This is a genomic window from Pseudoalteromonas sp. RWi3, assembly GCF_054960735.1.
Map to the genome: position 1 here is coordinate 194,793 of NZ_JBHNYL010000001.1, position 24,728 is coordinate 219,520.

Here is a 24,728-nt window from a genome sequence, read left to right on the forward strand (position 1 = left end):
TAAAGCCGTAAAAGGTGAGTTGGTAACTCACCTTTGTATGGACTATATGTTTATCTTGATTCAATTGGCGTGTAGCTGCGCGCATCTGGTCCTGTGTAATCAGCACTTGGGCGAATAATACGGTTATTCGCACGTTGCTCTTTTACGTGAGCAGTCCAACCGGTTACTCGGCTCATTACAAAGATAGGCGTGAACAACTTAGTAGGAATACCCATAAAGTGGTACGCCGATGCATGGAAAAAGTCAGCATTACAGAATAACTTCTTCTCACGCCACATTACTTCTTCACAGCGAACTGATACTGGGTAAAGTACATCGTCACCCACTTCTGTCGCTAATTTTTCAGACCATTTTTTAATAATAACATTACGCGGATCTGACTCGCGGTAAATCGCATGACCAAACCCCATAATTTTATCTTTACGTTCAAGCATCCCCATCAGTGCGTCTTCAGCTTGATCAGCACTAGTAAAGCTCTCAATCAAATCCATAGCAGCTTCATTTGCACCACCGTGTAATGGCCCACGTAAAGTACCAATTGCGCCGGTAACACACGAATGAATATCAGATAACGTTGAAGCACATACACGTCCAGTAAAGGTTGATGCATTAAATTCATGCTCTGCGTATAAAATAAGTGACACATTCATAACTTGTTCAAACAGCTCTGATGGTGCTTTGTCGTGTAACATTGTTAAGAAATGCGCGCCTACTGAGTCATCATCAGTTTGTGTTTCAATGCGAACACCATCATGAGTAAAGCGGTACCAATAACAAATAACACTTGGAAAAATAGCGACCATACGGTCGATTGCATCGTTTGCTTCGCTAAAATCGTTTTCCATTTCAAGGTTACCTAACATAGAGCAACCTGTGCGCATTACATCCATTGGATGTGCGTCTTTAGGGATGTTCTCAAGCACTGTTTTAAGTGCTTCAGGTAAACCGCGTAAACTTTTAAGTTTAGCTTTATAATCAGCCAGCTCTGTTGTGGTTGGCAGCTCGCCGCGTGAAAGTAAAAATGACACTTCTTCAAACTGCGCTTTTTCAGCCAGTTCGCTAATGTCGTATCCACAGTAAGTTAAACCTGAGCCTGTTTGCCCTACTGTACATAATGCCGTTTGTCCTGCTACTTGTCCGCGTAAGCCTGCGCCACCTAATGCTTTATCTACCATGATTTGTCTCCTGTTGAATTTTTTATTATTTGTCAGATTTTGCTGAAAAAAGGTTATCAAGGGTGTTTTCATACGTGTGATAATCTAAAAAGTCATAAAGCTCAGCACGCGTTTGCATGTTCTCAATTTGGCTTTGTTGGGAGCCTTCATTCAAAATAGCTGAATACACGTTTAACGCCGCTTTATTCATCGCTCTAAACGCACTTAACGGGTAAAGCACCATTTGCACGCCAACATCACTTAACTGCTCTTTGGTGTAAATTGGGGTTTGGCCAAACTCGGTAATGTTGGCTAAAATCGGCACATTAATCGCTTTACTAAATGCTTGGTAATCAGCAAGGTCATGCACGGCTTCAGCAAAAATGGCATCAGCGCCCGCTTCAACACAGGCCGCAGCACGGTCAATAGCAGCGTTTAAGCCTTCTTTTTGAAACGCATCAGTGCGCGCCATAATGTAAAAATCGCTATCGGTTTTAGCATCAACCGCTGCTTTTATGCGGTCAACCATTTCGCTTTGGCTTACGATCTCTTTATTTGGGCGATGACCACAACGCTTTTGTGCTACTTGGTCTTCAATATGAAATCCCGCAGCACCCGCTTTGGTCATTTCTTTCACGGTACGGGCAATATTAAATGCGCCGCCCCAACCTGTATCGGCATCCACTAACAAAGGTAAATCACTAGCACCGGTAATACGGCGAATATCTTCAAGCACGTTATCAAGGCTAGTCATGCCTAAATCAGGCATGCCGTAAGAGGCATTCGCGACTCCGGCGCCCGATAAATAAATTGCTTGGTGACCCATTTTTTCAGCCATCATGGCTGTATAAGCATTGATAGTCCCTACTACTTGTAGTGGCTGGTTGTTTGCTATCGCCTGTTTAAACTTTGATCCTGCTGACATTGCTGTCTCCTTTGAACGGTAACTGCTCGAGGCAGCGTTTATTTTTAAATACTTTCTATGACAGTTTGACTGTCTTAAATTACTGCGCAGCCTTCTTTTGTGCTGCTATTAATACCTACATTGATTGGTATCTATCAAACTTTGCTTGAATATTGGATTGTGAGGCACTGATATGGCGCTTCATTAATAACTCAGCCAATTCACCATCATGGTTTTCAATGGCATTAATAATGGCTAAATGTTCATCAAACGCTTTAGACACCCGTGGCCCAACCATGCCCATTTGCACACGATACATGCGAATTAGTTGGTATAAACCGTTACTTAATAAATGAATAAGGTGCTCGTTCTTACTGGCTTTGATAATGCGGTAGTGAAAATCTAAATCGCCCGCTTCTTGGTAATAAGACTCGCCTTCTTTTACTCGCTGTGTTTGTAAATGCTGGTTGAGTAATTGTTTTAAGCTTTGCACTTCATCAGCGGCCATATTGTCGGCAGCAAGCCGGCACGCTAAGCCCTCAAGAGCACTGCGAACTTGATAGACTTCGATTAATCGCTCTGCTGTTAAAGCCACAACGCGACACCCTACATTGGCTTTACGCTCAACAAGGTAACAACTCTCTAATCGATTTAAAGCTTCACGCAATGTTGCACGGCTTACCCCGTAACGCTTGGCAAGCTCTGGCTCTGAAATTTTACTGCCTTGCTCAATACTGCCTTCAACAATCTCTCGGCGCATATCAACAAACACCTGATCAGATGCGGTAGTAATAAGTGTGTTGCTAAAAGCGTCTAGGGTCATTGGGTACTTCTTCAAGATTGTCGACAATTTATGGATACACTATGGTCCTTATATAAAATTGTGTCAACCTTAAATTAACAAAAATAGGGCTAAAAATTAATTATTGTCGACATAAATAAAGTAAATACTACTTAAAACATCTAAAGGCTGGATTTTAACCATTAAGTGTCGACAAGTCTTGAGGCTAAATTTATGTTTATAGGTGTGCAGTGAAAATGATAGAATATGCCATTATTTTTCTTCGCGAGCATAGCCTTGAACGCCAACACGTTTATTCCTCAACACTTTATAGATGACGTAGCTAGTTACTTACCTGCGCACTTAACACTAAACGACTTTATTAATGCGTGTCGTAAGCCACTTCGTAAGTCTGTGCGTGTTAATACATTAAAAATGTCGGTTGAAGAGTTTAAACTCGCGGCAAAACAAAAAGGTTGGCAGTTAACTCAAATTCCTTGGTGTGAAGATGGCTTTTGGCTAGAGCGCCCAGCAGATGAAGAGAATGCCCTTGCACTTGGTAATACTGACTTACATTTAAGTGGCGCAATGTATGTACAAGAAGCCAGTTCAATGCTACCACCTATGGCACTTAAAGAGTCACTCCTTGATGCCACCCATGTACTCGACATGGCCTCAGCACCAGGTTCAAAAACATCGCAATTATCAGCACTGATGAATAATCAGGGTGTGCTTGTTGCGAATGAGCTATCGTCATCTCGTTTAAAAGTGCTTAGTGCTACGTTAAAGCGCATGGGCGTAGGTAATTGTGCCCTCTCACATTTTGATGGCGTTGTATTTGGTGATTACATGTTCGAGTGCTTTGATAGCATATTACTCGATGCTCCTTGCTCGGGTGAAGGCACGGTACGTAAAGACGCTGATGCCTTAAAGAATTGGTCAATCGAGTCGAATATTGATATTGCTAAAGTGCAAAAAGCGTTGATAAAAAGTGCTTTTTACGCCCTTAAACCTGGCGGCACATTAGTTTATTCAACCTGTACTTTAACACCGCTTGAAAACCAACAAGTGTGTGATTACCTACTTGAACAATTTCCTGACTCTATTGAAGTCCAAAGCCTAGCAAACTTATTTCCAAACGCAGAGCAAGCAACCACTGAAGAAGGTTATTTACACGTTTGGCCGCAAACTTTCGACAGCGAAGGTTTTTTTATCGCTAAGTTTAAAAAGGTTGCAAGTGTTGATAATTCGAATCAAAAAATAAAAAAAGGGGCTTTCCCTTTTCAGTCATTTGATAAAAAAGCCAGCCAGAATTTTACCACGACTATAAAAAAGCAGTTTGGTATAACTTCACTACCTGGGACCTTAATGCAGCGTGATAAAGAGCTTTGGCTATTCCCTGACGGGTTTAACGAAATTGAAAATAAAATCAAATATTCACGCTTAGGAATTCAGTTAGGTATGATTCATAAAAACGGTGTAAGGCTGACACACGAATTTGCCACCGTGTTCGGTGGGCATTGTATTAAAAACACCTATGCCTTATCAGATCAGCAAGCAAACGACTACTTTCAGGGTAAAGACATTCGCTTAGCTGAGGTAACAAACGCAACTGATGAGGTGGTATTAACTTTGTGTGGTTGCCCCATTGGTTTAGGTAAATGGCAAAAAAACAAAATTAAAAACTCACTACCACGAGATTTGGTACAAAATAGTCAACTAATCGTTTGGTAGGCATAAGCTGTGAGTAAGTTGATTATAAATTATGCATTAAAATTTAAATTAACTGTTTTTTCAACCAAGCTATTGTTTTTCAAATAGTATAAAAATACATCAATTATTGGGGGTTTTTACATTTGTTAACTACACTTACTAATACTTTCTACTTCTCCCTTAACGAATAGAAGGTGTTTTTTAAAGTTAGCGCAGGCTCACTAAGAGCCACCCCTAAGCCCAGAACAATGCGGATTCGTTCTGGGCATTTTTTTAACTTAAATATCCTTAAGTAGTATTTCTTTAAGCTGATAAATTTGTTTCCATAAAAGAAAAAAGGAAACAAATATGTTTAAAAAATTACTCTTAATGTCTTCTGCACTTTTTTTTGTTAATAATGTAGCCGCTGCAAATAACTATGTTGGCTTTGATTACCCTGCTCAAGCCCAAAATGCTATCAGCATTACCTTTGATGACGCCCGCCACAGTCAAGTTGATACAGGTTTAGCAATTTTAGATAAGCATAATGTTAAAGCCACATTTTATGTCTCACCTTTTAATGTTAAAGAGCGACTAACAAAATGGAAAAAAGCAGTGGTATCTGGTCACGAAATTGCCAACCATACAAGTTCACATTTATGCACAGGTAATTTTGAATGGCTTCGACAACAAAATCTTTCCCTTGAACAAGCCACACTAAAATGGCTAGAAAAAGATATTTTAGATGCGCAAGTGTACTTAAAAGCGAATTTAGGGGTTACTCCTCGCGCGTTTGCCTACCCGTGTGGTAATACCTTTGTTGGGCGTGGTAAAAACACGCAAAGCTATGTGCCGTTGATTGCTAAGCACTTTGATACCGGCCGTACTTGGCTAGATGAAACAGCAAACAACCCAAATTTCACCGACTTTGCTCAATTAACGAGTCTAAAAATTGATGGCCTGCGTTTTGATGAAATCATAGCAATGCTAGAGCAACTTCGAGGTAATAACAGCTGGTTGATTTTAGCAGGACATGAGATAGGTGAAGGCGACCAATACACCACTGATAAAAAAGTGCTTGAGCAACTAATCAGCTATATTAAAGACCCAAAAAATGGATACTGGTTAGGCACTGTGAGCGAAGTTGCGGATTATATTAAACAGCACAGAAATGAGATTTAATGCTCTAAATCGAACTCGGTGATATGGCCATCACCATGAATTAGCTCATATTTATCAAGGTTGCCTTGTTCTAAGCTAATTAAGCTTATTGCGGAGTCGCTTACTAAGTATTTTTGACCTTCGCCTACTGTTTGGTGTTTATCAACTTCCATTTGCCAACGTTTGGTAAAAAAGTTGAGAGGGCTTTTGGGGGCATATAAAATTGAATCGAGCTTGTCGAGAATATTAATTAACTTACGTGGGAATTCATTTTTAATCCCGCTGGCGGTGAGTTGCCATATACGATTAGGGTGTTTGCCAAACCGTTTTTGCACGGAAAAACAAAATGAGTAATGTACATCGCCAGATAAAATAAGCGTTTCTTTGGGAGTGTCTTCACGGCGAAAGGTATCGAGTAATTTTTTTGCAGAGCCTTCATGCGCCATCCAGTTCTCAACATCAACCAATAAAGGTTGGCCGCAAATATTAAACATTGCTTGAATGGCTTCTATTGATTTAACCCCAAAAACTGGCGCAGGCGACACGATAATAACTTGCTCATGAGTTAATAAACTGTCTTCAAGCTCTGTTAGGCGCTCCCAATCTAATAAACCTGATGGTTCATTAAAGTTTTGCTCGTTGCGCCAACGATGGGTACGCGTATCAAGCACCACAACTTTGGGTACGGTATTGAGCTCATAATGCCAATGATTAAACTCTAAAATAGTTTTATCAAATGGCTTAAATTGCCATTGCTGGTCATTAGTAAAACTTTGTTGAAATGGTTTTAGAAGGCTCTTGGTTTTACTTCCTGCATCGTTGCCAAACCCTTGAAATAACCAATAACTAATTAAACCATTATTAACAATACGCCGACTCACAGGATGCTGATAGATAACTTGCTCCCACCCTGCGGTTAAGTTCCAGTCATCGGTTACATCGTGATCGTCAAACATCATAAAGCTGGGTACGTTAGCAAATAAAACTTGTGCGTCTTTCAAGCCGTCTTTAAAACCTGATAAGGCCGCTTTTTCATTATCAAATATTTGCTGGTATTTCTCAGTACTCGCTTGGTAATGAATGCCCTCAAAATCGATTAACTGCCAAACTGCTGGACTCAAGTTTAATAAATAAAGTGCTATAAACTCTTCAAAAAATACTAAATGGTTATCAGCTTTTAAACTTGAAAAATGCGGGACATCTTTTTTAAGCCAATACCCTACCCCAATTTTGTTTCGCTTTTGCCAAGGTACTTTGGGTAAATACAAATGGCGCTGATACAGCTGTTGTTGTAAACCTTCAGGTAAGTCTATGTCGAGCGGTTGCTCTTTATAAATACCCAGTACATCGATTAAGCGCGAAATCGCTATTAGCATAGCTCCGGCTACATCATCGGCATAAACTTGATCCCCCGATAGCAGTAAAATATCGACCCCAATTCCATTATCACTACGCTTTGCTTGTACGAAGTCATTAGCTGCAACAAGGCTGTCTTTAGCAGGGTGATGTGGGTTTCGACACGAGCCGTGTAAAATTTGGCTTAGCGTGTTGGGGATTGCAAATTCTGGGGTCGCTTTATTGGGGTAGCAAAAAGCGCTGAGATCAATTTCTTTGTCGTTATCAAACAATCGGTAACTAATTAACTCATCAAAAGGAAATTCAATACCAATAGGTTTTATAATAACGAAATGTAAGAATAACTGCTCCCCTAAACGAACAGGCTCATGTTCACAATAAGTATCATAATGAGCAAGTTCGATACGGCAGTTAATTGGGCTTGAGGTTGCAAATTGAATGCAAACCTCGTTTATATCAGCGCGGCGCACCATTGGCCCCATTAAAAGTAGAGGAAGTGGTGCTTGGCTCATATGATGTTAGCCCTGTTTTGCTAGATTAAATAAAGAATAAAAATTAGCCGTGGTCGCAGTTGCGAGCTCTTTGTAACTAATCCCTTTAAGTTCACTAATATAATAAGCCACATCTTGCACATACGCTGGCTGATTAGTTTTACCACGATAAGGCACTGGTGCTAAATAAGGTGAGTCGGTTTCGATAAGAAGTCTATCGAGTGGTATTTGTTTTACGACGTTTTTTAGTTCAACAGCATTTTTGAATGTGACAATGCCTGAAATTGAAATATAAAAACCTAAATCGATGGCTTTTTTGGCCATGTCCCAGTCTTCAGTAAAGCAATGTAAAACACCACCGCATTTTTCAGCGTTGTGCTCGCGCATTAAATTAATGGTGTCTTCGCGGGCATCGCGAGTATGAATAATTAATGGTTTTTGTAATTGGTTTGCCACTTCAATATGGCCAACAAAACTTTCTTGCTGAATAATATGCGTGTCTTTTGCGTAATAATAATCAAGCCCCGTTTCGCCAATCGCCACTACTTTGTTATGACTTGCTAAATCAATTAAGCGTTGTTTATCAAGGGCATCTTTTTGATCAAGTGGGTGTACACCGCATGAAGCCGATACATCATTATAATTTTTGATTTTATCAAGCATGCTCGGGAATTGATCTAGCGTGACGCTGACACATAAAAAGTGCTCTACTTGTTTAGCGCGTGCGCTATCAAGTACTTGGTCTAGGTTTAAATCGAGTTTATCAAAATCGAGTCGGTCTAAATGGCAATGAGAATCTACAATCACAGTTAATGCTTACTACATGGTATAAGTTGGATTACCAGAGTTTAACATAGTCCCTAGTAGTTTTTCGATCTTCGCATTAAGGTTAGTTTTATCATCTAAAAAGCTGATACCTATACCCGGTGGGTTTGAACTTTGTGCCCCTTGAGGCGTGATCCATGTTACTTTGCCTGTTACTACATCGTCTTCAAGGGCATCAGGTAATGTTACTTTTAATGCCAATGAGTGTCCCATTTCGTAACGCATATTTGTGCGTACAAATAAACCACCTGTTTTAAGGTAAGGCATATAGCAACGGTATAGCTCATCTAAATTTTCTAAGTCAACAAGTAACTCTTGCATAAAACATCCTAATTATTGTTATTTACGAAGTGAATACGCCAACTTCGAAACAGCTAAAGACAAATTAAGTCCTAACACTTGAGTACAGTTTTGATAAAAATCGTTTAAAGCATTTTGCGCTTGTTGATACGCATCAAATTCCATGCCAGCGATTAATTGCTGCTTAAGTTGCTCAGTCAAAAATAAACAAAAAACCCGAACTAGATCGTTATCTTTATTAAGAATATCCACTAAAGCACTGAAATTATGACCTTGTTTTAGCTCAGTTGCAAATTTATAGAGTCGGTCAATTGTTTCTAATTGCTCCTTTTGCTGCCACGCTTGCACTAACAAAGGTTGTTGATAAAATAATTGCAGCCATGGATAGTCAATAATTTGTAAAGACGCAAGCCAATGTTGAGCCTCTTGAACATCGCCAACCTCAACATCTGTTTTAGTGCAGCGACTTAATATTGTAGCGGGCAATTGTGATGCTGCATTAGTCGTTAATAATAAAAAACGCTGTGAACTAGGCTCTTCAAGCGTTTTTAATAGTGCATTTGAAGCCGCTGTGGTCATTTTGTGGCAATCTTTTATTATCACTACTTTATTGCCATTTTGCGCAGCTGAGTGACTCATAAAGTGGCTCACATTACGAATATCATCAACGCCGATACTTTGCCCTTCAATTACTACATTAAATTTATCGGGGTGTGTGCCTGCCTGATTCAACTGGCAACTCTTACATTGTCCACACGGCTGAACACCTTTTGGTTGTTGGCACAATAATGCATTAGCAAGCTGGTCAACTAAAGCTGTTTTACCAACACCTTGTTGACCATTAAATAATTGACCATGATGAAACCGCCCAGCAGCAAAGCTGGTACTGAGTTGTTGTTCAATTTCGTTGAGCCACGGGTAAGTCATATTAGTTATTACTTTGCATAAATTGCTCTAATACCGCAATAATATCGTTATGAACTTGCGCCATCGTTTGATTTGCATTGACCGTTTTAATGGAATCATCGTTATTAGCAAGCGCTAGATAGCGTGCACGAGTGCGCTCAAAAAAACTCAGCGCTTCTTGCTCAATTCTATCCAATTCGCCACGACCTTTCGCTCGCGCCAAACCAATTGACGGCTCAATGTCTAAGTAAATAGTTAAATCAGGCTTTAGCCCTTTTAAAACGATATCTGAAAGTGCCGATAAAGTTGAATGCGCTATCTCGCGCCCACCACCTTGATACGCTTGTGACGATAAGTCATGACGATCGCCAAGTACCCACTGGTCATTATCAAGCGCAGGGCGAATAACATTATTGACTAATTGAGAACGCGCGGCATACATGATCAACAATTCAGTTTCGCTGGCTATGGTCTCTTGGTGGTTTGCTTTTACCAAACTGCGAAGTTGCTCAGCAAGCGGTGTACCACCGGGCTCTCGTACATTGACAAAATCAACATTATGCTGGGTTAAAAACTGCTGACAAATTGAAATAGCAGTTGACTTACCCGCTCCTTCTAGCCCTTCGATCACAATAAATTTTGCTGTCATGGTATCTCTTTTAGTAATTCAGATTGCGACTGGCTAGTTACTTAATTGTTTTTGATAACGTAAGTAATCTTGCACAGCTTTGTTATGTGCTTTAAGTGTTTTTGAAAATTGATGGCTACCATCTCCTTTCGCAACAAAATATACATAATCAGATTTTGGTGGGTTGACCGCTGCTAAAATCGCCGCCTTCGAGGGCATTGCAATTGGCGTTGGCGGTAAACCATTTATTTTATAGGTATTATACGGTGTGTAACTGGTTAAGTCTTTGCGTTTAATATCGCCATCATAATCAGTCCCTAGACCATAAATGACGGTAGGATCGGTTTGTAGACGCATTTTTGAATTAAGTCGGTTAGTAAACACAGACGCTATCATAGGTCGCTCGCTGGCAAGGCCGGTTTCTTTTTCGATAATTGATGCCATGATCAACGCCTCGTACGCAGAATTAATTGGCAAATTATCGGCACGTTGCTGCCAAGCATCAGCTAAAATCTGTTTCATTAAAGTGTGCGCACGCTTGAGCAATAAGCTTGCACTATCGCCAGCATGGTAGTGGTATGTATCTGGGTATAACCAGCCTTCTAAATGCTGATCTGAGCCTAAGATTTGTTGACTTAAGTTATCCTGAGTTAAATCTTGGTTTAAATTAGCTGCATTTTCAATTGTAGCGAGCACATCCCGTAATGTTTGCCCTTCGATAATTGTAAAACTAAAGCTAACTTGTTCACCCTCATTTATACGCCTGATATTATCAATTACGCTACCTTGGTTTAGCTCATAAAGGCCCGCTTTCAAATCAGTAAGGCTAGGGTCTAATTTTGCCACTATTTGATACTTAAAGCAGCTATCTAACCATTTTTTTGCCTGCCACTGCTGGCATAGCTTATTAAACCCAGTGCCATTTTTTACTTCAAATTGGATATTGGCGGGAACAGCTAGCGTACTATTAATGGTTGCTTGTAATTGTTGATAGCCTATCCCTGTTGTTAACAAGGCTAAAGCTATAATACCTATTATCACTTTTGACACGTAAACTCCTTGGCGATTAAACCATTTAATACGCTTAAACTATTATTAATATCGAAGTGAACATTATTAATCGCTTTTACTGGTATGACGCCCATTAAACTATTACAGACAAACACTGCATCCATTTGTGCTAATTGCTCTAATGTTAAGTCCACAAACTCAAGGGGCAATTTAGCACATAACGATTGCAGGTAAACTCCTTTAATTCCACACTCATTAAGTAAAGGGGTAAAGACCCGCCCACTTTTAACTGCAAATACATTGGCTGCTGAGGTTTCTATAACATTGTTTTGATAATCAAGAACCAATACATCATCACAATCTTGTGTTTGCATGGCTTGTTTGATCATTACTTGCTCTAACCTGTTTAATGTTTTTAGCCCTGCAAGTAGTGGTTGAGATGCTAATTTAATGGGGCTAACAGCTAAGCTAAGGCCTTTTGAACCCAATGCTTCGTAATGAGATGGAAAATCAACAACACTGAGCACAATGTTTAATATCGGCTGTTCTGGTAAACCGTATCCTCGACCACCTTCGCCCCGCGTAACGAGCACTTTAAGAACAGCACATTCTTGTGTTGCAATAAGTTGGTTGATTACGGCTTCGAGTTCAATAAACTCTATTTCAGGAAATGCTAAGCGGCTTGCACACTCAATTAATCTCGCACGATGCAATGACCAATGCTCTACATTGCCGTCAATAATCTTTGCTGTAGTAAAAAAGCCATCGCCATAGTTTATACCGCGATCACGACTGCTAACAACGCTAGGCTGTTCAGTGATTATGTTTTGTTGTATTCGCTGTTTATTCTGCATATAAAAAAGCCCAGTCACAACTGGGCTATTATTCTGTCTCGTTGTTTAAAAAGATTATACCTTTTTAAATAGCAACGAGCCATTAGTACCACCAAAACCAAACGAGTTACATAATGCGTAGTCTAATTTAGCATCACGTGCAGTGTGAGGAACATAATCCAAATCACAGCCTTCGTCAGGGTTATCAAGGTTAATTGTTGGGCTTACTTTTTGATCTTGTAACGACAAAATAGTAATAATTGATTCAACCGAACCTGCAGCACCAAGTAAGTGACCCATCATTGATTTAGATGAACTCACCATCACATCTTTTGCAGCATTACCAAAGATAGATTTAACCGCGGAGGTTTCAGCCTTATCACCTGCATTAGTCGAGGTACCGTGAGCGTTAATGTAACCTACCTGATCAGCGTTTACGCCTGCGTCATTTAACGCATTTTCCATCGCAAGGGCTGCACCTGCCCCATCTTCAGGTGGCGATGTCATGTGATATGCGTCACCGCTCATACCAAAGCCAACGAGTTCTGAGTAAATTTTAGCGCCACGTGCTTTAGCGTGTTCGTATTCTTCAAGTACAATTACACCTGCACCATCTGAAAGCACAAAACCGTCACGGTCTTTATCCCAAGGGCGTGACGCTGCTTGTGGGTCATCGTTACGCGTTGAAAGTGCGCGAGCTGCATTAAAGCCACCCATACCAATTGGTGTCGAGGCTTTTTCAGCGCCCCCTGCTACCATGGCATCAGCATCACCGTATGCAATCATACGAGCTGCATGGCCGATGTTGTGTAAACCTGTAGTACAGGCTGTGACAATCGAAATATTTGGACCACGTAGACCGTGCATTATCGATAAATGACCCGAGATCATATTGATAATAGTCGACGGCACATAAAAAGGAGAAAGCTTACGTGGGCCACTGTTTAATAGTTTTATGTGGTTTTCTTCGATTAACGTTAAACCACCAATGCCTGAACCAACAGCAACACCAACGCGCGGTGCGTTTTGCTCTGTGATTTCAAGGCCAGAATCTTGTAGTGCTTGTACACCCGCCGCGATGCCATATTGGATAAACAAATCCATTTTTTTAGCATCTTTAGGCGACATATTAAAGTCAGACGCATTAAAATCATTCAGCAAGCCTGCGAACTTGGTACCAAAACTTGAAGTATCGAAATGCGTGATAGTTTGAATACCACTTTTGCCGTTTAACAAGCCTTGCCAGGTTGATTCAACATCGTTACCTAGCGGTGTCAACATTCCTAAGCCAGTTACGACTACTCGACGTTTAGCCACGGGTTGCCTCCAATAAGGGAATTATTATTTTAGGTGGGGTGTGTACTAAATTAATTAGTATCATATTACGGATAGATTAAGGGCAGCGAATGCTGCCCTTAATTTGCGATTGATTACTCAGCGTGAGCTGTAACGTAATCGATTGCAGCTTGTACTGTAGTGATCTTTTCAGCTTCTTCGTCTGGGATCTCAGTGTCAAACTCTTCTTCAAGAGCCATTACTAATTCAACAGTATCAAGTGAATCTGCGCCTAAGTCATCTACGAAAGAAGCTTCGTGCTTTACTTCTTCTTCTTTAACACCTAGTTGCTCAATGATGATTTTCTTTACGCGTTCTTGGATGTCGCTCATTCTTCTTTCCTTTATTAAAAACGCCAATGCGTTATTTTCAGATTGCGGCGTAGTTTACGGCGCATAATTCTGTGATTCAAGGATTTGCTGATAATTATTTATCTGGTCAAACCTCTTGAGGGTTATTTGTGTCTTTTATCGCTTATTTTAACAACGAATTCAAGTATGTTTAAAGCAAGATCACAAAAAATTCAACATTTTTCGTTAAACTTGCTCAAATCATACTAGGAACAAAGTTCCTTAAACCATGTACATTGCGCCGTTAACGTGCAGCGTTTCACCCGAAACATATGCAGCAGCGTCTGACGCTAAATAGCAAACAGCAGCCGCAATTTCGTCTGGTTGACCTAAACGACCTGCAGGTACATTAGCAAGCGTTGCTGCTTTTTGCTCTTCTGTCAACTCGTCAGTCATGTCAGTTTGAATAAACCCAGGCGCAACAACATTTACCGTTATACCACGTGATGCAACTTCACGCGCTAATGATTTAGAAAAACCAATTACGCCCGCTTTAGCTGCAGCGTAGTTAGCTTGTCCTGCATTACCCATTGTGCCCACTACCGAGCCAATGTTAATGATGCGGCCATTCTTTTTCTTCATCATTGGACGTAATACCGCTTTTGATAGGCGGAATATAGAGCTTAAGTTGGTGTCGATGATATCGTCCCACTCACCCTCTTTCATACGCATTAATAAGTTATCACGGGTTATACCCGCATTATTAACTAAAACATCAATATCGCCTAAATCTGCTTTTATAGCAGCAAGTGTTGCCTCAATCGATGCAGGATCGGTTACGTTTAACGCATAACCTTTACCATTATCACCTAAATATTCACTGATTTTAGCAGCACCCGATTCGCTCGTAGCAGTTCCTGCTACCTTCGCACCTTGTGCAACCAACGTTGTTGCAATCGCTTTACCAATACCACGACTTGCACCAGTAATTAGGACTACCTTGCCCTCTAGTGAAAATAAATTTGCCATTACTATCCTACTCTTATTTAGCTTCATCAATGGCGGCTTGGCTGTTAACCGAGCCACATACCATTGCTTTATCAATACGTTTTGCTAGACCCGTTAATACCTTACCTGGGCCAAACTCATAGCTTTGGGTAATACCCCGTGCTACTAATGCTTGAACTGTTTCGGTCCAGCGAACTGGGCTATAAAGTTGACGTACTAATGCATCTTTTATTGCATCAGCTGCATTTTCTGCACTTACATCAACATTATTGATTACATCACACTTAGGTGTATTAAATGTTAAAGCGGCTAGATCAGCTGCTAACTTATCAGCTGCCGGCTTCATAAGCTCGCAATGTGAAGGTACACTAACAGATAATGGCAATGCACGTTTAGCACCCGCTTCTTTACACGCTTGTGAAGCTCTATCTACGGCCGCTTTGTGGCCTGCAATAACCACTTGCCCTGGAGAGTTATAATTTACCGGTGCTACAACTTCATCTTGCGCTGATGCGCTACAAGCTGCTTTTATTTCATCATCACCCAGGCCGATGATCGCAGCCATTGAACCCACACCCGCAGGTACAGCTTCTTGCATGTATAAACCACGATTTTCTACAAGCTTAACAGCCTGAGCAAGGCTAAGTACGTCTGCACACACTAGTGCAGAGTATTCACCTAAACTGTGACCAGCCATAGTAACCTCTGCGTCTGGGTTAGCAGCTAACCATTGACGATAAATGGCAACCGAAGCGGTTAATAAAGCAGGTTGGGTACGGTGGGTTTGGTTTAATTCTTGTTCTGGACCATTCAGTACGAGTGCTGCTAAGTCATAGCCAAGTGCATCTGATGCCTCAGCAAATGTTGCTTTTACAATGTCAGACTCTGCAAGTAATTCACTTAACATACCCACAGATTGTGAGCCTTGACCTGGAAAAACAAGTGCGATTTTTTGTGCCATACTTTGCTCTTTTAATTAAACAAATAAAAAATGTTTAAGTAAACGCCTGACATCGTAAATTACTCGTCAGCGGTTACTTTTTTAGTTGAATGTGTTTGCTCGAAGATAGCGGCTATTTTTTCTGGAAGTTGACGTTCTACTTCTCTAGCGGCTTCATCGATAGCAGCATGAAATGCTTTAGCTGATGCATTTCCATGGCTTTTTACAACAATACCGCGCAATCCTACCAGAGAAGCGCCGTTATACTGGTCGGGGTTCACCCTTTTATAGAGTTTTTTTATGACAGGGCGTAACATAAAAGCCATGCATTTATAGAAAAAATGCTTTCTAAGTGCTTTTGTAAGCTTAAACATAATAAGCTTAGCAATGCCTTCACAGGTTTTAAGGGCAACATTACCGACAAAACCTTCACACACGATAACATCAGATTTACCAGTAAATATATCACTGCCTTCACTATAACCGGTGTAATTTAAGTAATCACATTGCTGCATAAGCTGTGCGGCTTGTTTAATATCTTCATGCCCTTTAATATCTTCTGAGCCGATATTTAATAAGCTTACTTTGGGGTTATCACAACCGAGCGCTTGACCTGCAACCACAGAGCCCATAATGCCAAACTGGTATAAGGTTTGCGCATCGCAATGCACGTTTGCCCCTAAATCAAGTAAATATACAGGGTGTTTCTGTTCGGTTGGAACCGCTGAAATCAATGCTGGGCGTTTTACTCCAGGCAGCATTTTTAACACGTAATGCGCCATAAAAAGTAAGGCACCGGTATTACCAGCGCTTACGCACGCTTGAGCCTCACCAGATTTAACTAAATCTAGGGCTACGCGCATTGATGAATCTTTTTTTGAACGTACTGCTAATGCAGGCTCACAGCTATTAGTGACCACTTCACTACAGTGACGAATAATTAATCTTGGATGAGATAAAGAATCGAGAGAATCGAGTTCATTAGATATTACTTGCTCGTTACCACATAAGATGAGTCTTAAGTTGGCATTGGCATTTACCGCGTTAACGGCTGCGGGGATAGATGAACGGGGGCCATAATCGCCCCCCATCATATCTAACGCAATGGTTAGATTGGTCAGCATATAAGCAATCTCTTAGTTAGAAATTACTTGAACGCCTTTGTAGTAACCATCTGCAGTCACGTGGTGACGACGATGAGTCTCACCAGATGTTTGGTCTACAGTTAAAGTTGGACCACTGATCGCATCGTGTGAACGGCGCATGCCGCGTCTTGCACGAGACTTTTTGCTTTTTTGTACAGCCATAGTCTTCTCCTAAGAATCTTTCTTAAGTTGTTTCAAAATATCAAATGGATTTGGTTTATCATCTTCCGCCTTTAATACACCAAAGCTGGCAGGCTTTGCTGAATAACTGCATGAAGCTTCGTTGTGTGTAGGCACTAATGGCACTGCTAAAAGTAGTTCGTCTTCGATTAAATCAAAAACGTCTATTTCACCATTTTCATCAAGTGCTACTTCATCGTAGTCTTCTGGAAGATCATCTGACTCTGCATCCAAACCGACTGGCGAATACACAAAGTCTTGATCCAAATCCAACCCTAAATCACCATTACAACGTTGACAAGTTACAGTTACGTGTGTCGACAAATTGCCGCGGATAACAACCAAACCTTGCTCATCGTTCTTGCAATGAATTTTTACCGCTATTTCACCTACTTCTTCCTGGATAACTTCTCGTAAACGAGTCAGTTTTTCAAGCTGGACAAGACCGTCATAACTTAAACGGTGCTGAGCTGCTTTACCTGGATGAAGAGTGATGGGAATTTTCACCTTTTGCATAGGGGCTGCATCATATAGATAGTTACTTGGTTAGTCAAAGTAAAAAACCATTTTACACTGGTTTTTCCTGATTCATTTCTTTGTTTTGCCAACGGATCTGATTTATCCTAACTCAATCTGATTTTCATTAGGAAAATAATCCATGCACCACTCGCTTATTTTAGCTTCAAGTTCACCCTTTCGTCAGTCTTTATTGCAAAAATTTAATCTTCCGTTTGCCAGTTTTTCCCCCGATGTTGACGAAACACCTATCGCAAACGAATCACCTAGCCAGCTAGTTATGCGTTTAAGTGCATTAAAAGCCCAAGCCGCAAAAAGTAAATTTGATAACGGACTGGTCATTGGCTCAGATCAAGTGGCGGTTTTTAATGATCAAATATTAGGAAAGCCGCATAATAAAGAAAACGCTATCAAACAACTGAGCTTATTTAGTGCAAATACCGTCATTTTTTTAACCGGTTTAACTGTGTACGATTTAAATACCGACACATCGAAAACCATCGTAGAACCTTTTGAGGTCACATTCAGAACACTCACATTGGCACAAATAAGTGCTTACTGTGATGCCGAACAACCGTACAACTGCGCAGGGAGCTTTAAAAGCGAAGGACTTGGTATTTGTTTATTTGAAAAACTCAGTGGCGATGACCCAAATAGCTTAATTGGACTACCACTAATTAAACTCAGCCAAATGTTGGCTGAGTTCGGTTTAGATGTACTAGATAACCAAGCCAGCTAGTCGAGTAACAGCGCAGATAATTGCTGATATGAGCCAACCGTAGCTACTGGCTCAAATTCGTTTAGCTGCACTTCATTATGCACACCCATGGTGACGCCTATACGATCAATATGCGCAGCTTGAGCCATCGCCATATCAATTTTAGTGTCACCAATCATCAGCGCTTCACTGGCACTTACACCCAGCTCACTCAATAGCTGCAGCAACATCTCAGGTGAAGGTTTGGATTGTGCATCGTCACTTGTGCGTGTGGCCGCAAAATAATGACCAAGTTTTGTTTCATTCAATAAGCGCTCAAGCCCTACGCGGCTTTTACCAGTTGCTACCGCTAAATTAACGCCTTTGTCTCTCAATCTTGCCAATGTATCTGCTACATCAGCAAATAAAGGCGTGGGTGTTGCATCAACCTTTTTATACTGATGCTTATATTTTGCAATCAAATCAGCGTATAAATTGGCGTTATTGGGAAATAAAGTTGCAACCGCCTGCTCAAGCGATAAACCTATAATATTTTTTATTGCCTCATTACTTGGCGCAACTAAGCCACACTCTAATGCAGATTCGCGCATACAATTGACGATTTTAGTCACCGAATCCATGATTGTGCCATCCCAATCAAATATCACTAACTTATAATTTTTCACGATTTAGCAGCGCGTAATGTTTTTATGCAATTAGTTAAGGTTTTATCAAGTGGCGCTTCAACACGCATGGTTGTTTCGTTTTTAGGGTGATAAAAACTCAAATCATGGGCATGTAAAAATAATCTGTTTAAACCGATTTTACGCATACCCGCATCAAATGCCTGATCGCCATACTTGTCATCACAAGCAATTGGGTGACCTTGGCACTGGGTATGAACACGAATTTGATGCGTGCGACCTGTAACAGGTGAAGCTTGCACTAATGAACATTCATCAAAACGCTCTAACACTTTAAAACGTGTATGTGATGGCTTTCCTTCATCACTATTATCTACGCGAACAATGCGTTCACCTGACTGTAAGGTATTTTTTCGTAAGCCCTCTTTCACATTCTTGGTTTTAGACTCCCACTGGCCATCTACAAGTGCCCAGTAGTTTTTTTCCATAGTTTTTTCACGCAGTTGCTCGTGCAAACTAGTTAACACTGAGCGACGTTTCGCAATTAATAAACAACCAGAAGTGTCACGGTCAAGTCGGTGAACAAGTTCAAGGCTACGCTCATCAGGGCGTAATGAACGTAACGCCTCAATTAAACCGTAACTTAAGCCACTGCCCCCGTGCACAGCCATACCCGAGGGTTTGTTTATCACAATAAGGTATTTGTCTTCAAATAAAATGGCGTCTTCAAGCTGTTTAACTTTATCAAGTTTGCTTGGCACAAAGTCGTCTTGGCGCTCTGCAATTTTAATTGGCGGAATGCGTACTACATCATCAAGCTGAAGTTTATACACGGGTTTGATACGCTTTTTGTTTACGCGCACCTCACCTTTACGGAGAATTTTATAAACAGCGCTTTTAGGCACCCCTTTTAAATGGGTAATAAGAAAGTTATCAATCCGTTGACCTAGGTGGTCTTCGGTAATCGTGACGAAAGATACTTGTAAGCCGGTTTTTTCTGACATTGCCTAATCACTGATTTAAGTAAAATAATTTAGTTGCTAACACGGTTATAATAGTGGGATAATCACCGTCGCAAATTTAATTTGCAATAACAACGGTGCTTTTTAACACATTAAGACATTCGTGATGCACATTCTAGGTAATTGATCATACAGATCCGAGATAAGTTTTCCAAAGCTTTTATACAGACCTAGTTTACACGTGCGTTCAATTAACTACGGTGCGCGTAATATATCGTAAGTTAAGTTTGAACATGAACAGTCTTAATTGCAGAAATAAAAGCAATTTGAACAGATAATTTGTCTGACCGTGACGGCGTAAAAACGCCGTTCAGCAGATGTGCTGTAAATATACAAGTTAATTTAATAAATGGTCGACTCTGCACAGAACTCGAATACGATGCTGTAAAACAGCCGCTAGTTTTGTCGCCATTACGAATCTAATAACGTGACAACACGTTATTGTCAGCCAGCACCATAAAGATACTTGTAAAACAATATAGCACCAAGCTCCGCCACAGACCCAGTCGTGAGACTGCATAAAAAGAAGCGACAGGAGCAACTGAACAGGCGAAAAGTTTCGTCATGTCAGCGACATAACACAGTAGAGTAACAATATGAAACGTATGCTAATCAATGCAACGCAGCAAGAAGAAATGCGCGTAGCACTGGTTGATGGCCAGCGCCTGTATGATTTAGATATCGAAAGCCCGGGTCACGAACAAAAAAAAGCCAATATATATAAAGGCAAAATCACACGCATTGAACCGTCATTAGAAGCAGCCTTTGTTGATTACGGCGCTGAACGTCACGGTTTCCTTCCTTTAAAAGAAATCGCTCGTACTTACTTCCCGCAAGGTTACACCTTCCAAGGTCGTCCGAACATTCGTGACGTCATCAAAGAAGGTCAAGAAGTCATCGTACAAGTTGATAAAGAAGAACGCGGCCAAAAAGGCGCAGCACTGACTACCTTTATCAGCGTAGCAGGTAGCTATTTAGTTCTTATGCCTAATAACCCTCGTGCTGGCGGTATTTCACGTCGTATTGAAGGTGATGAGCGTACTGAACTTAAAGAAGCATTGAGCCGTTTAGAATTGCCTAAAGGCATGGGGTTAATCGTGCGTACTGCGGGTGTTGGTAAATCGTTTGAAGAACTAAACTACGATTTAAAAGCACTCCTTGTGCACTGGGATGCGATTCAACAAGCATCTAACAGCGGCAAAGCACCGTTTTTAATCCACCAAGAAAGTAACGTGATTTTCCGTGCTATTCGTGATTATTTACGCCGCGACATTGGTGAAATCTTAATTGATAAACCACGCGTATTTGAAGAAGCAAAAGCACATATCGAGCGTTTTCGCCCTGATTTTATGAGCCGTGTAAAACTTTACTCTGGCGAAGTGCCATTGTTTACACATTATCAAATCGAAAGCCAAATCGAATCTGCGTTCCAACGTGAAGTACGTCTGCCTTCTGGTGGCTCAATTGTAATTGACCCAACTGAAGCGCTTACTTCTATCGATATCAACTCATCAAAAGCCACTAAAGGCGGTGATATTGAAGAAACAGCACTTAACACAAACTTAGAAGCTGCAGACGAAATTGCCCGTCAATTACGCTTACGTGATTTAGGTGGCTTGATTGTTATCGACTTTATCGATATGACACCACCGCGTCATCAGCGTGAAGTAGAAAATCGTTTAAAAGACGCTGTTCGCCCAGATCGTGCCCGTGTACAAATTGGTAAAATTTCACGCTTTGGCTTACTTGAAATGTCGCGTCAGCGCTTACGTCCTTCATTAGGTGAAGCAAGCCAAGGACCATGTCCTCGTTGTAGTGGTCAAGGTACTATTCGTTCAAACGAGTCAATTGCGTTATCAATCCTACGTTTAATCGAAGAAGAAGCCATTAAAGACAATACAGCACAAGTAAACGCACAAGTGCCTGTTGCCGTTGCTGCTTACTTACTAAACGAACAACGCCGTAGCGTTCACCGTATCGAAAAACGTCATAGCTGTGATGTAGTTATCATTCCAAACCAACACATGGAAACACCACACTACGAAGTTATGCGCTTGCGTAAAGATGAAACACTTGAAACAGTAAGTTACGACCAAGTTGTAGCGCCTGAGCCAGAAGTGTTTGAAACTTCTAAAACACCCGCTGTTGCAGTACGTGAAGAGCCAAGATTGAAAGGTGTTGTTATGCCTTCAACCCCTGCTCCTCAAGCGGCTGAAAAACCAGCTCCAACGCAACAAACAGCTGTACCTAATGCCACTGAGCAAGTAGGCCTGTTAGCAAGCATTGGTAATTGGTTTAAATCTTTATTTGCTGACTCAAGTGAAAAGCAAGAGCCAGAGAAAAAAGCGCAAACTAATAAACCGAACACGCGTAATAGCCGTGATCGTAATAACGATGGTGATAATCGTCGTCGTAATAACCAGCGTCGCCGTAATAACAACTCTCGCAACAAACCTCAAAATGAGCGCAATTCTGAGGAAACAGCTAGCGTTGATAATAAAACTACCGAGCAAAAAGAGAATAGAAACGAAAACCGCAACAAGCGCCGTCGTAACCCTAATTCTCGTAAGCGTAATGAAAACCGTACTGATGACAAAAAGCCAGCAACTGACGTTAATGAGTCTGTAGAGAATAAAGACACTAACGTAGAAAAAACTGAGCAAAAGCCAAAAGCGCGTCGTCAACGTCGTAACATTCGCAAGAAAGTTCGTGTGCAAAATGACGAAAATACAGCTGTAGAGTCAACAGCAACTGAACAGCCAGCAGTACAACAGCCTGTTAAAGCCGCTGAAGAAAAACCAGAGGCTAAACCTGCTGTAGAAGCTGAGCAAGTTGAAACACAAGCTAATACGAGCACTGAGACAGCACCAGAAGCAGCAAAATCAGAGCCAGTGCAAGACGCTGCCCCTGAGCAAGATGCATCAGCTGATGAAGAGCAAGGTCAAACTCGAACTCGTTCACGCCGTTCACCTCGTCACCTTCGTGCTGCAGGCCAACGCCGTCGTCGTCCTGAACAAGGTGAAGAAGGCAGCGAAACACAAAGTACGCAGCCACCTGCATTTATCCCGGTAGCTGATCAAGCCGCTGCAGAATATGAAGCAGAACTAAAAGCGAAATCTGAAGAAACAGCGACTGATGCATCTGAGAAAGTAGAGCAAGCAGTTGCAACTGAAGATTTAGCAAAGGTTGAGACAGCTGAACAAGCTCCTGCTGCAACTGAAGAAGCACCTGCTGTAACTGACGAAGCACCTGCTGTAACTGACGAAGCACCTGCTGTAACTGAAGAAGCACCTGTTGTAACTGACGAAGCACCTACTGCAACTGAAGAAGCACCTACTGCAACTGAAGAAGCACCTGCTGTAACTGAAGAAGCACCTGCTGCAACTGAAGAGGCACCTGCTGCAACTGAAGAAGCACCTGCTGCAACTGAAGAAGCACCTGCTGTAACTGAAGAAGCACCTGCTGTAACTGAAGAAGCACCAGTTGAAGCTGAAGCAGCACCGATTAGTACTGTAGAGACGCCTGTAGAAGCTAAAGAAGCGGCTATAGTTGAAGATACAGCGAAAGTAGCTTCTGCTAGCGTAAACACTAAAACAGTGATTACTGCAGGACATGCAAGCGCACCAATGGCGCAGCCTACTCCAGTTGCTGATAGTGATGTTGCTCACACACCAAAAGCGATGGCACACGACCAACGTGAAGCTATCCCTGATAGCGGTTTACGTGCCGGCTCTATCAAGCCTGCTGGTCGCGCAAGCGCTGCAATGACTAAAACCATGAGTGTTGACTAACACCTTTGGTTTAGCTTAAAAGCACACTAAAAAGCCGCGTTAATGAAAATTAACGCGGCTTTTTAATACTCATTTTATTTACTAGTGATAAAAAAGCGAAGTGCCTACACTTCGCTTTCCATAAACCGTTGCAACTGGTCTTTAAGATTCGGTGGTATACCTTTAATAACCAGCGTATCAGTGGCTTCATTGTAGGTTACACGCTCACCTAAATGCTTACGCTCAAAGCTGATACTCACGCCGCCACCAAGGCCGGAAAATTTAACCATGCTAGTGACGGTTTTTTTATCTACCGGAAATGACTCTTCTAAATCGTAGCTTTGCTCTTTGCAAAAACTGTCAAATGGGTTGTCGTCACCTTTTGTGAGCGCTTGTGATAGTTCACTGACATTGGCATCTTCGCCTGTGGTTACACAGTCATTACAGTAATCAAAGACTTGTTTGCGTAGGTCGTCCTTCTCTGATTTTTCAAATTGCTGCTCTGATAGGTAATCTTCAACAGCGTTTAGCATAACTTGGCTTTGCTGTTTTGGATCAATGCCTTCTTCACAGCCTAAAAAGTCTAAGAAAAAGTCTGCAACTTTCCGCCCAGCACGCCCTTTTATAAAAGAGATATAACGGTTGTCGTCGGCTTGAGTATCCCAACCTGTTAGATCAATTCGCGCTGCTAACTGCATGCGAGAAATATCTAAATGGCGTGATGAGGCTAAATCAAGCTCAGAGGTAATTGAATAATGTTCTTTAATGTTGATCATAGCGATCAACATATAGTCAGTGGCAACATATTGATAATGACAAAAGATTAAATAGCCCGTTTCGTTAAACGCATACTTATTTAACTCTTCTTTTAATACCGTTGTTGCTTGCTCAGTCATATGCCAAAAGCCAAGCTCGTCATTGCGATAGCTTTGCATTGCTGATGCAACAACACTATTTTTATCGCCACTGAAAGCACAAAACCCTTTGCCTGGTTTACCGTTGTATGCGTGGTGTAATTGTTCAATGAATACAGCTACTTTTTCATTAACGGCCATTTCATCGTTGCGTAAATGGATTTGCGTATCGTCGTCTTTTTTGTCTACATAATGAACGACTAACTTTTTAACATCTATTGTCAT

The 24,728-nt window shown here is 41.2% G+C and carries 24 protein-coding genes; 4 read left to right on the forward strand and 20 right to left on the reverse strand.

Features of this window, described 5'->3' with window-relative positions; all coding sequences use genetic code 11:
* Positions 1-50 precede the first annotated feature (50 nt).
* From prpC to ACFI4Z_RS00835, 3 genes are all read right to left on the reverse strand, one after another.
* A complete protein-coding gene (gene prpC, locus ACFI4Z_RS00825) occupies positions 51-1,175 on the reverse strand; it encodes a bifunctional 2-methylcitrate synthase/citrate synthase (RefSeq protein WP_462668935.1) in 1,125 nt (374 codons plus the stop codon).
* Positions 1,176-1,200: 25 nt separating this feature from the next.
* Entirely contained in the window at positions 1,201-2,079 is an 879-nt protein-coding gene (gene prpB, locus ACFI4Z_RS00830; RefSeq protein ID WP_462668936.1) for a methylisocitrate lyase, read from the reverse strand.
* 115 nt (positions 2,080-2,194) lie between these two features.
* Complete coding sequence (locus ACFI4Z_RS00835; RefSeq protein WP_462668937.1) at positions 2,195-2,881, reverse strand: GntR family transcriptional regulator; 687 nt, start codon at positions 2,879-2,881, stop codon at positions 2,195-2,197.
* A gap of 255 nt (positions 2,882-3,136) precedes the next feature.
* On the opposite strand from ACFI4Z_RS00835, the gene rsmF reads away from it, so the two are divergent.
* Together rsmF and ACFI4Z_RS00845 are read left to right on the forward strand one after the other, a co-directional pair.
* The gene (gene rsmF, locus ACFI4Z_RS00840; RefSeq protein WP_462669353.1) at positions 3,137-4,573 is read left to right on the forward strand and encodes a 16S rRNA (cytosine(1407)-C(5))-methyltransferase RsmF; all 1,437 of its coding nucleotides are present in this window, start codon (positions 3,137-3,139) and stop codon (positions 4,571-4,573) included.
* A gap of 327 nt (positions 4,574-4,900) precedes the next feature.
* Positions 4,901-5,713, forward strand: a complete 813-nt coding sequence (locus ACFI4Z_RS00845; protein ID WP_462668938.1) for a polysaccharide deacetylase family protein — start codon at positions 4,901-4,903, stop codon at positions 5,711-5,713.
* Here the strand turns inward: ACFI4Z_RS00845 and ACFI4Z_RS00850 are convergent.
* The 14 genes from ACFI4Z_RS00850 to yceD form a co-directional block, all read right to left on the reverse strand.
* Positions 5,710-7,560, reverse strand: a complete 1,851-nt coding sequence (locus ACFI4Z_RS00850) for an alkaline phosphatase D family protein (protein ID WP_462668939.1) — start codon at positions 7,558-7,560, stop codon at positions 5,710-5,712. The genes ACFI4Z_RS00845 and ACFI4Z_RS00850 overlap by 4 nt on opposite strands.
* A 6-nt stretch (positions 7,561-7,566) precedes the next feature.
* Positions 7,567-8,346 (reverse strand): TatD family hydrolase, encoded by a 780-nt coding sequence (locus ACFI4Z_RS00855; RefSeq protein ID WP_462668940.1) that lies wholly within the window; start codon positions 8,344-8,346, stop codon positions 7,567-7,569.
* A 12-nt stretch (positions 8,347-8,358) separates the two neighbouring features.
* A complete protein-coding gene (locus tag ACFI4Z_RS00860; protein ID WP_394191228.1) occupies positions 8,359-8,685 on the reverse strand; it encodes a PilZ domain-containing protein in 327 nt (108 codons plus the stop codon).
* 18 nt (positions 8,686-8,703) lie between these two features.
* On the reverse strand, positions 8,704-9,591 hold the full coding sequence (gene holB, locus ACFI4Z_RS00865; protein ID WP_462668941.1) for a DNA polymerase III subunit delta': 888 nt from the start codon (positions 9,589-9,591) through the stop codon (positions 8,704-8,706).
* A gap of 1 nt (position 9,592) precedes the next feature.
* A complete protein-coding gene (gene tmk, locus ACFI4Z_RS00870) occupies positions 9,593-10,219 on the reverse strand; it encodes a dTMP kinase (RefSeq protein ID WP_462668942.1) in 627 nt (208 codons plus the stop codon).
* A gap of 33 nt (positions 10,220-10,252) precedes the next feature.
* The gene (mltG, locus tag ACFI4Z_RS00875) at positions 10,253-11,248 is read right to left on the reverse strand and encodes an endolytic transglycosylase MltG (protein ID WP_462668943.1); all 996 of its coding nucleotides are present in this window, start codon (positions 11,246-11,248) and stop codon (positions 10,253-10,255) included.
* Positions 11,236-12,063, reverse strand: coding sequence for an aminodeoxychorismate lyase (gene pabC / locus ACFI4Z_RS00880; RefSeq protein WP_462668944.1), 828 nt, complete (start codon positions 12,061-12,063; stop codon positions 11,236-11,238). Before pabC ends, mltG begins: the two co-directional genes overlap by 13 nt.
* Positions 12,064-12,117: 54 nt before the next feature.
* A complete protein-coding gene (gene fabF / locus ACFI4Z_RS00885; RefSeq protein ID WP_462668945.1) occupies positions 12,118-13,359 on the reverse strand; it encodes a beta-ketoacyl-ACP synthase II in 1,242 nt (413 codons plus the stop codon).
* A 113-nt stretch (positions 13,360-13,472) separates the two neighbouring features.
* Positions 13,473-13,709: an acyl carrier protein gene (acpP, locus tag ACFI4Z_RS00890; protein ID WP_016707440.1), complete on the reverse strand. Its 237-nt coding sequence runs from the start codon at positions 13,707-13,709 to the stop codon at positions 13,473-13,475.
* A gap of 240 nt (positions 13,710-13,949) precedes the next feature.
* Entirely contained in the window at positions 13,950-14,696 is a 747-nt protein-coding gene (gene fabG, locus ACFI4Z_RS00895; protein ID WP_135473712.1) for a 3-oxoacyl-ACP reductase FabG, read from the reverse strand.
* Positions 14,697-14,709: 13 nt separating this feature from the next.
* Positions 14,710-15,636, reverse strand: coding sequence for an ACP S-malonyltransferase (gene fabD, locus ACFI4Z_RS00900; protein WP_462668946.1), 927 nt, complete (start codon positions 15,634-15,636; stop codon positions 14,710-14,712).
* 59 nt (positions 15,637-15,695) lie between these two features.
* Complete coding sequence (plsX, locus tag ACFI4Z_RS00905) at positions 15,696-16,739, reverse strand: phosphate acyltransferase PlsX (RefSeq protein ID WP_462668947.1); 1,044 nt, start codon at positions 16,737-16,739, stop codon at positions 15,696-15,698.
* A gap of 12 nt (positions 16,740-16,751) precedes the next feature.
* Positions 16,752-16,922, reverse strand: a complete 171-nt coding sequence (gene rpmF, locus ACFI4Z_RS00910) for a 50S ribosomal protein L32 (RefSeq protein WP_008109865.1) — start codon at positions 16,920-16,922, stop codon at positions 16,752-16,754.
* A 9-nt stretch (positions 16,923-16,931) separates the two neighbouring features.
* Positions 16,932-17,456: a 23S rRNA accumulation protein YceD gene (yceD, locus tag ACFI4Z_RS00915; RefSeq protein WP_462668948.1), complete on the reverse strand. Its 525-nt coding sequence runs from the start codon at positions 17,454-17,456 to the stop codon at positions 16,932-16,934.
* A gap of 142 nt (positions 17,457-17,598) precedes the next feature.
* Between yceD and ACFI4Z_RS00920 the strand changes: the two genes are divergently transcribed.
* Positions 17,599-18,195, forward strand: a complete 597-nt coding sequence (locus ACFI4Z_RS00920; RefSeq protein WP_462668949.1) for a Maf family protein — start codon at positions 17,599-17,601, stop codon at positions 18,193-18,195.
* On the opposite strand, the gene ACFI4Z_RS00925 is transcribed toward ACFI4Z_RS00920, so the two are convergent.
* The gene (locus ACFI4Z_RS00925; protein WP_462668950.1) at positions 18,192-18,839 is read right to left on the reverse strand and encodes an HAD-IA family hydrolase; all 648 of its coding nucleotides are present in this window, start codon (positions 18,837-18,839) and stop codon (positions 18,192-18,194) included. The genes ACFI4Z_RS00920 and ACFI4Z_RS00925 overlap by 4 nt on opposite strands.
* Complete coding sequence (rluC, locus tag ACFI4Z_RS00930; RefSeq protein WP_462668951.1) at positions 18,836-19,801, reverse strand: 23S rRNA pseudouridine(955/2504/2580) synthase RluC; 966 nt, start codon at positions 19,799-19,801, stop codon at positions 18,836-18,838. The genes ACFI4Z_RS00925 and rluC overlap by 4 nt, the downstream gene beginning before the upstream one ends.
* 614 nt (positions 19,802-20,415) lie before the next feature.
* On the opposite strand from rluC, the gene rne reads away from it, so the two are divergent.
* The gene (gene rne / locus ACFI4Z_RS00935) at positions 20,416-23,610 is read left to right on the forward strand and encodes a ribonuclease E (RefSeq protein ID WP_462668952.1); all 3,195 of its coding nucleotides are present in this window, start codon (positions 20,416-20,418) and stop codon (positions 23,608-23,610) included.
* Between the two features lie 104 nt (positions 23,611-23,714).
* Here the strand turns inward: rne and yejK are convergent, their stop codons facing one another.
* Complete coding sequence (yejK, locus tag ACFI4Z_RS00940) at positions 23,715-24,728, reverse strand: nucleoid-associated protein YejK (protein WP_462668953.1); 1,014 nt, start codon at positions 24,726-24,728, stop codon at positions 23,715-23,717.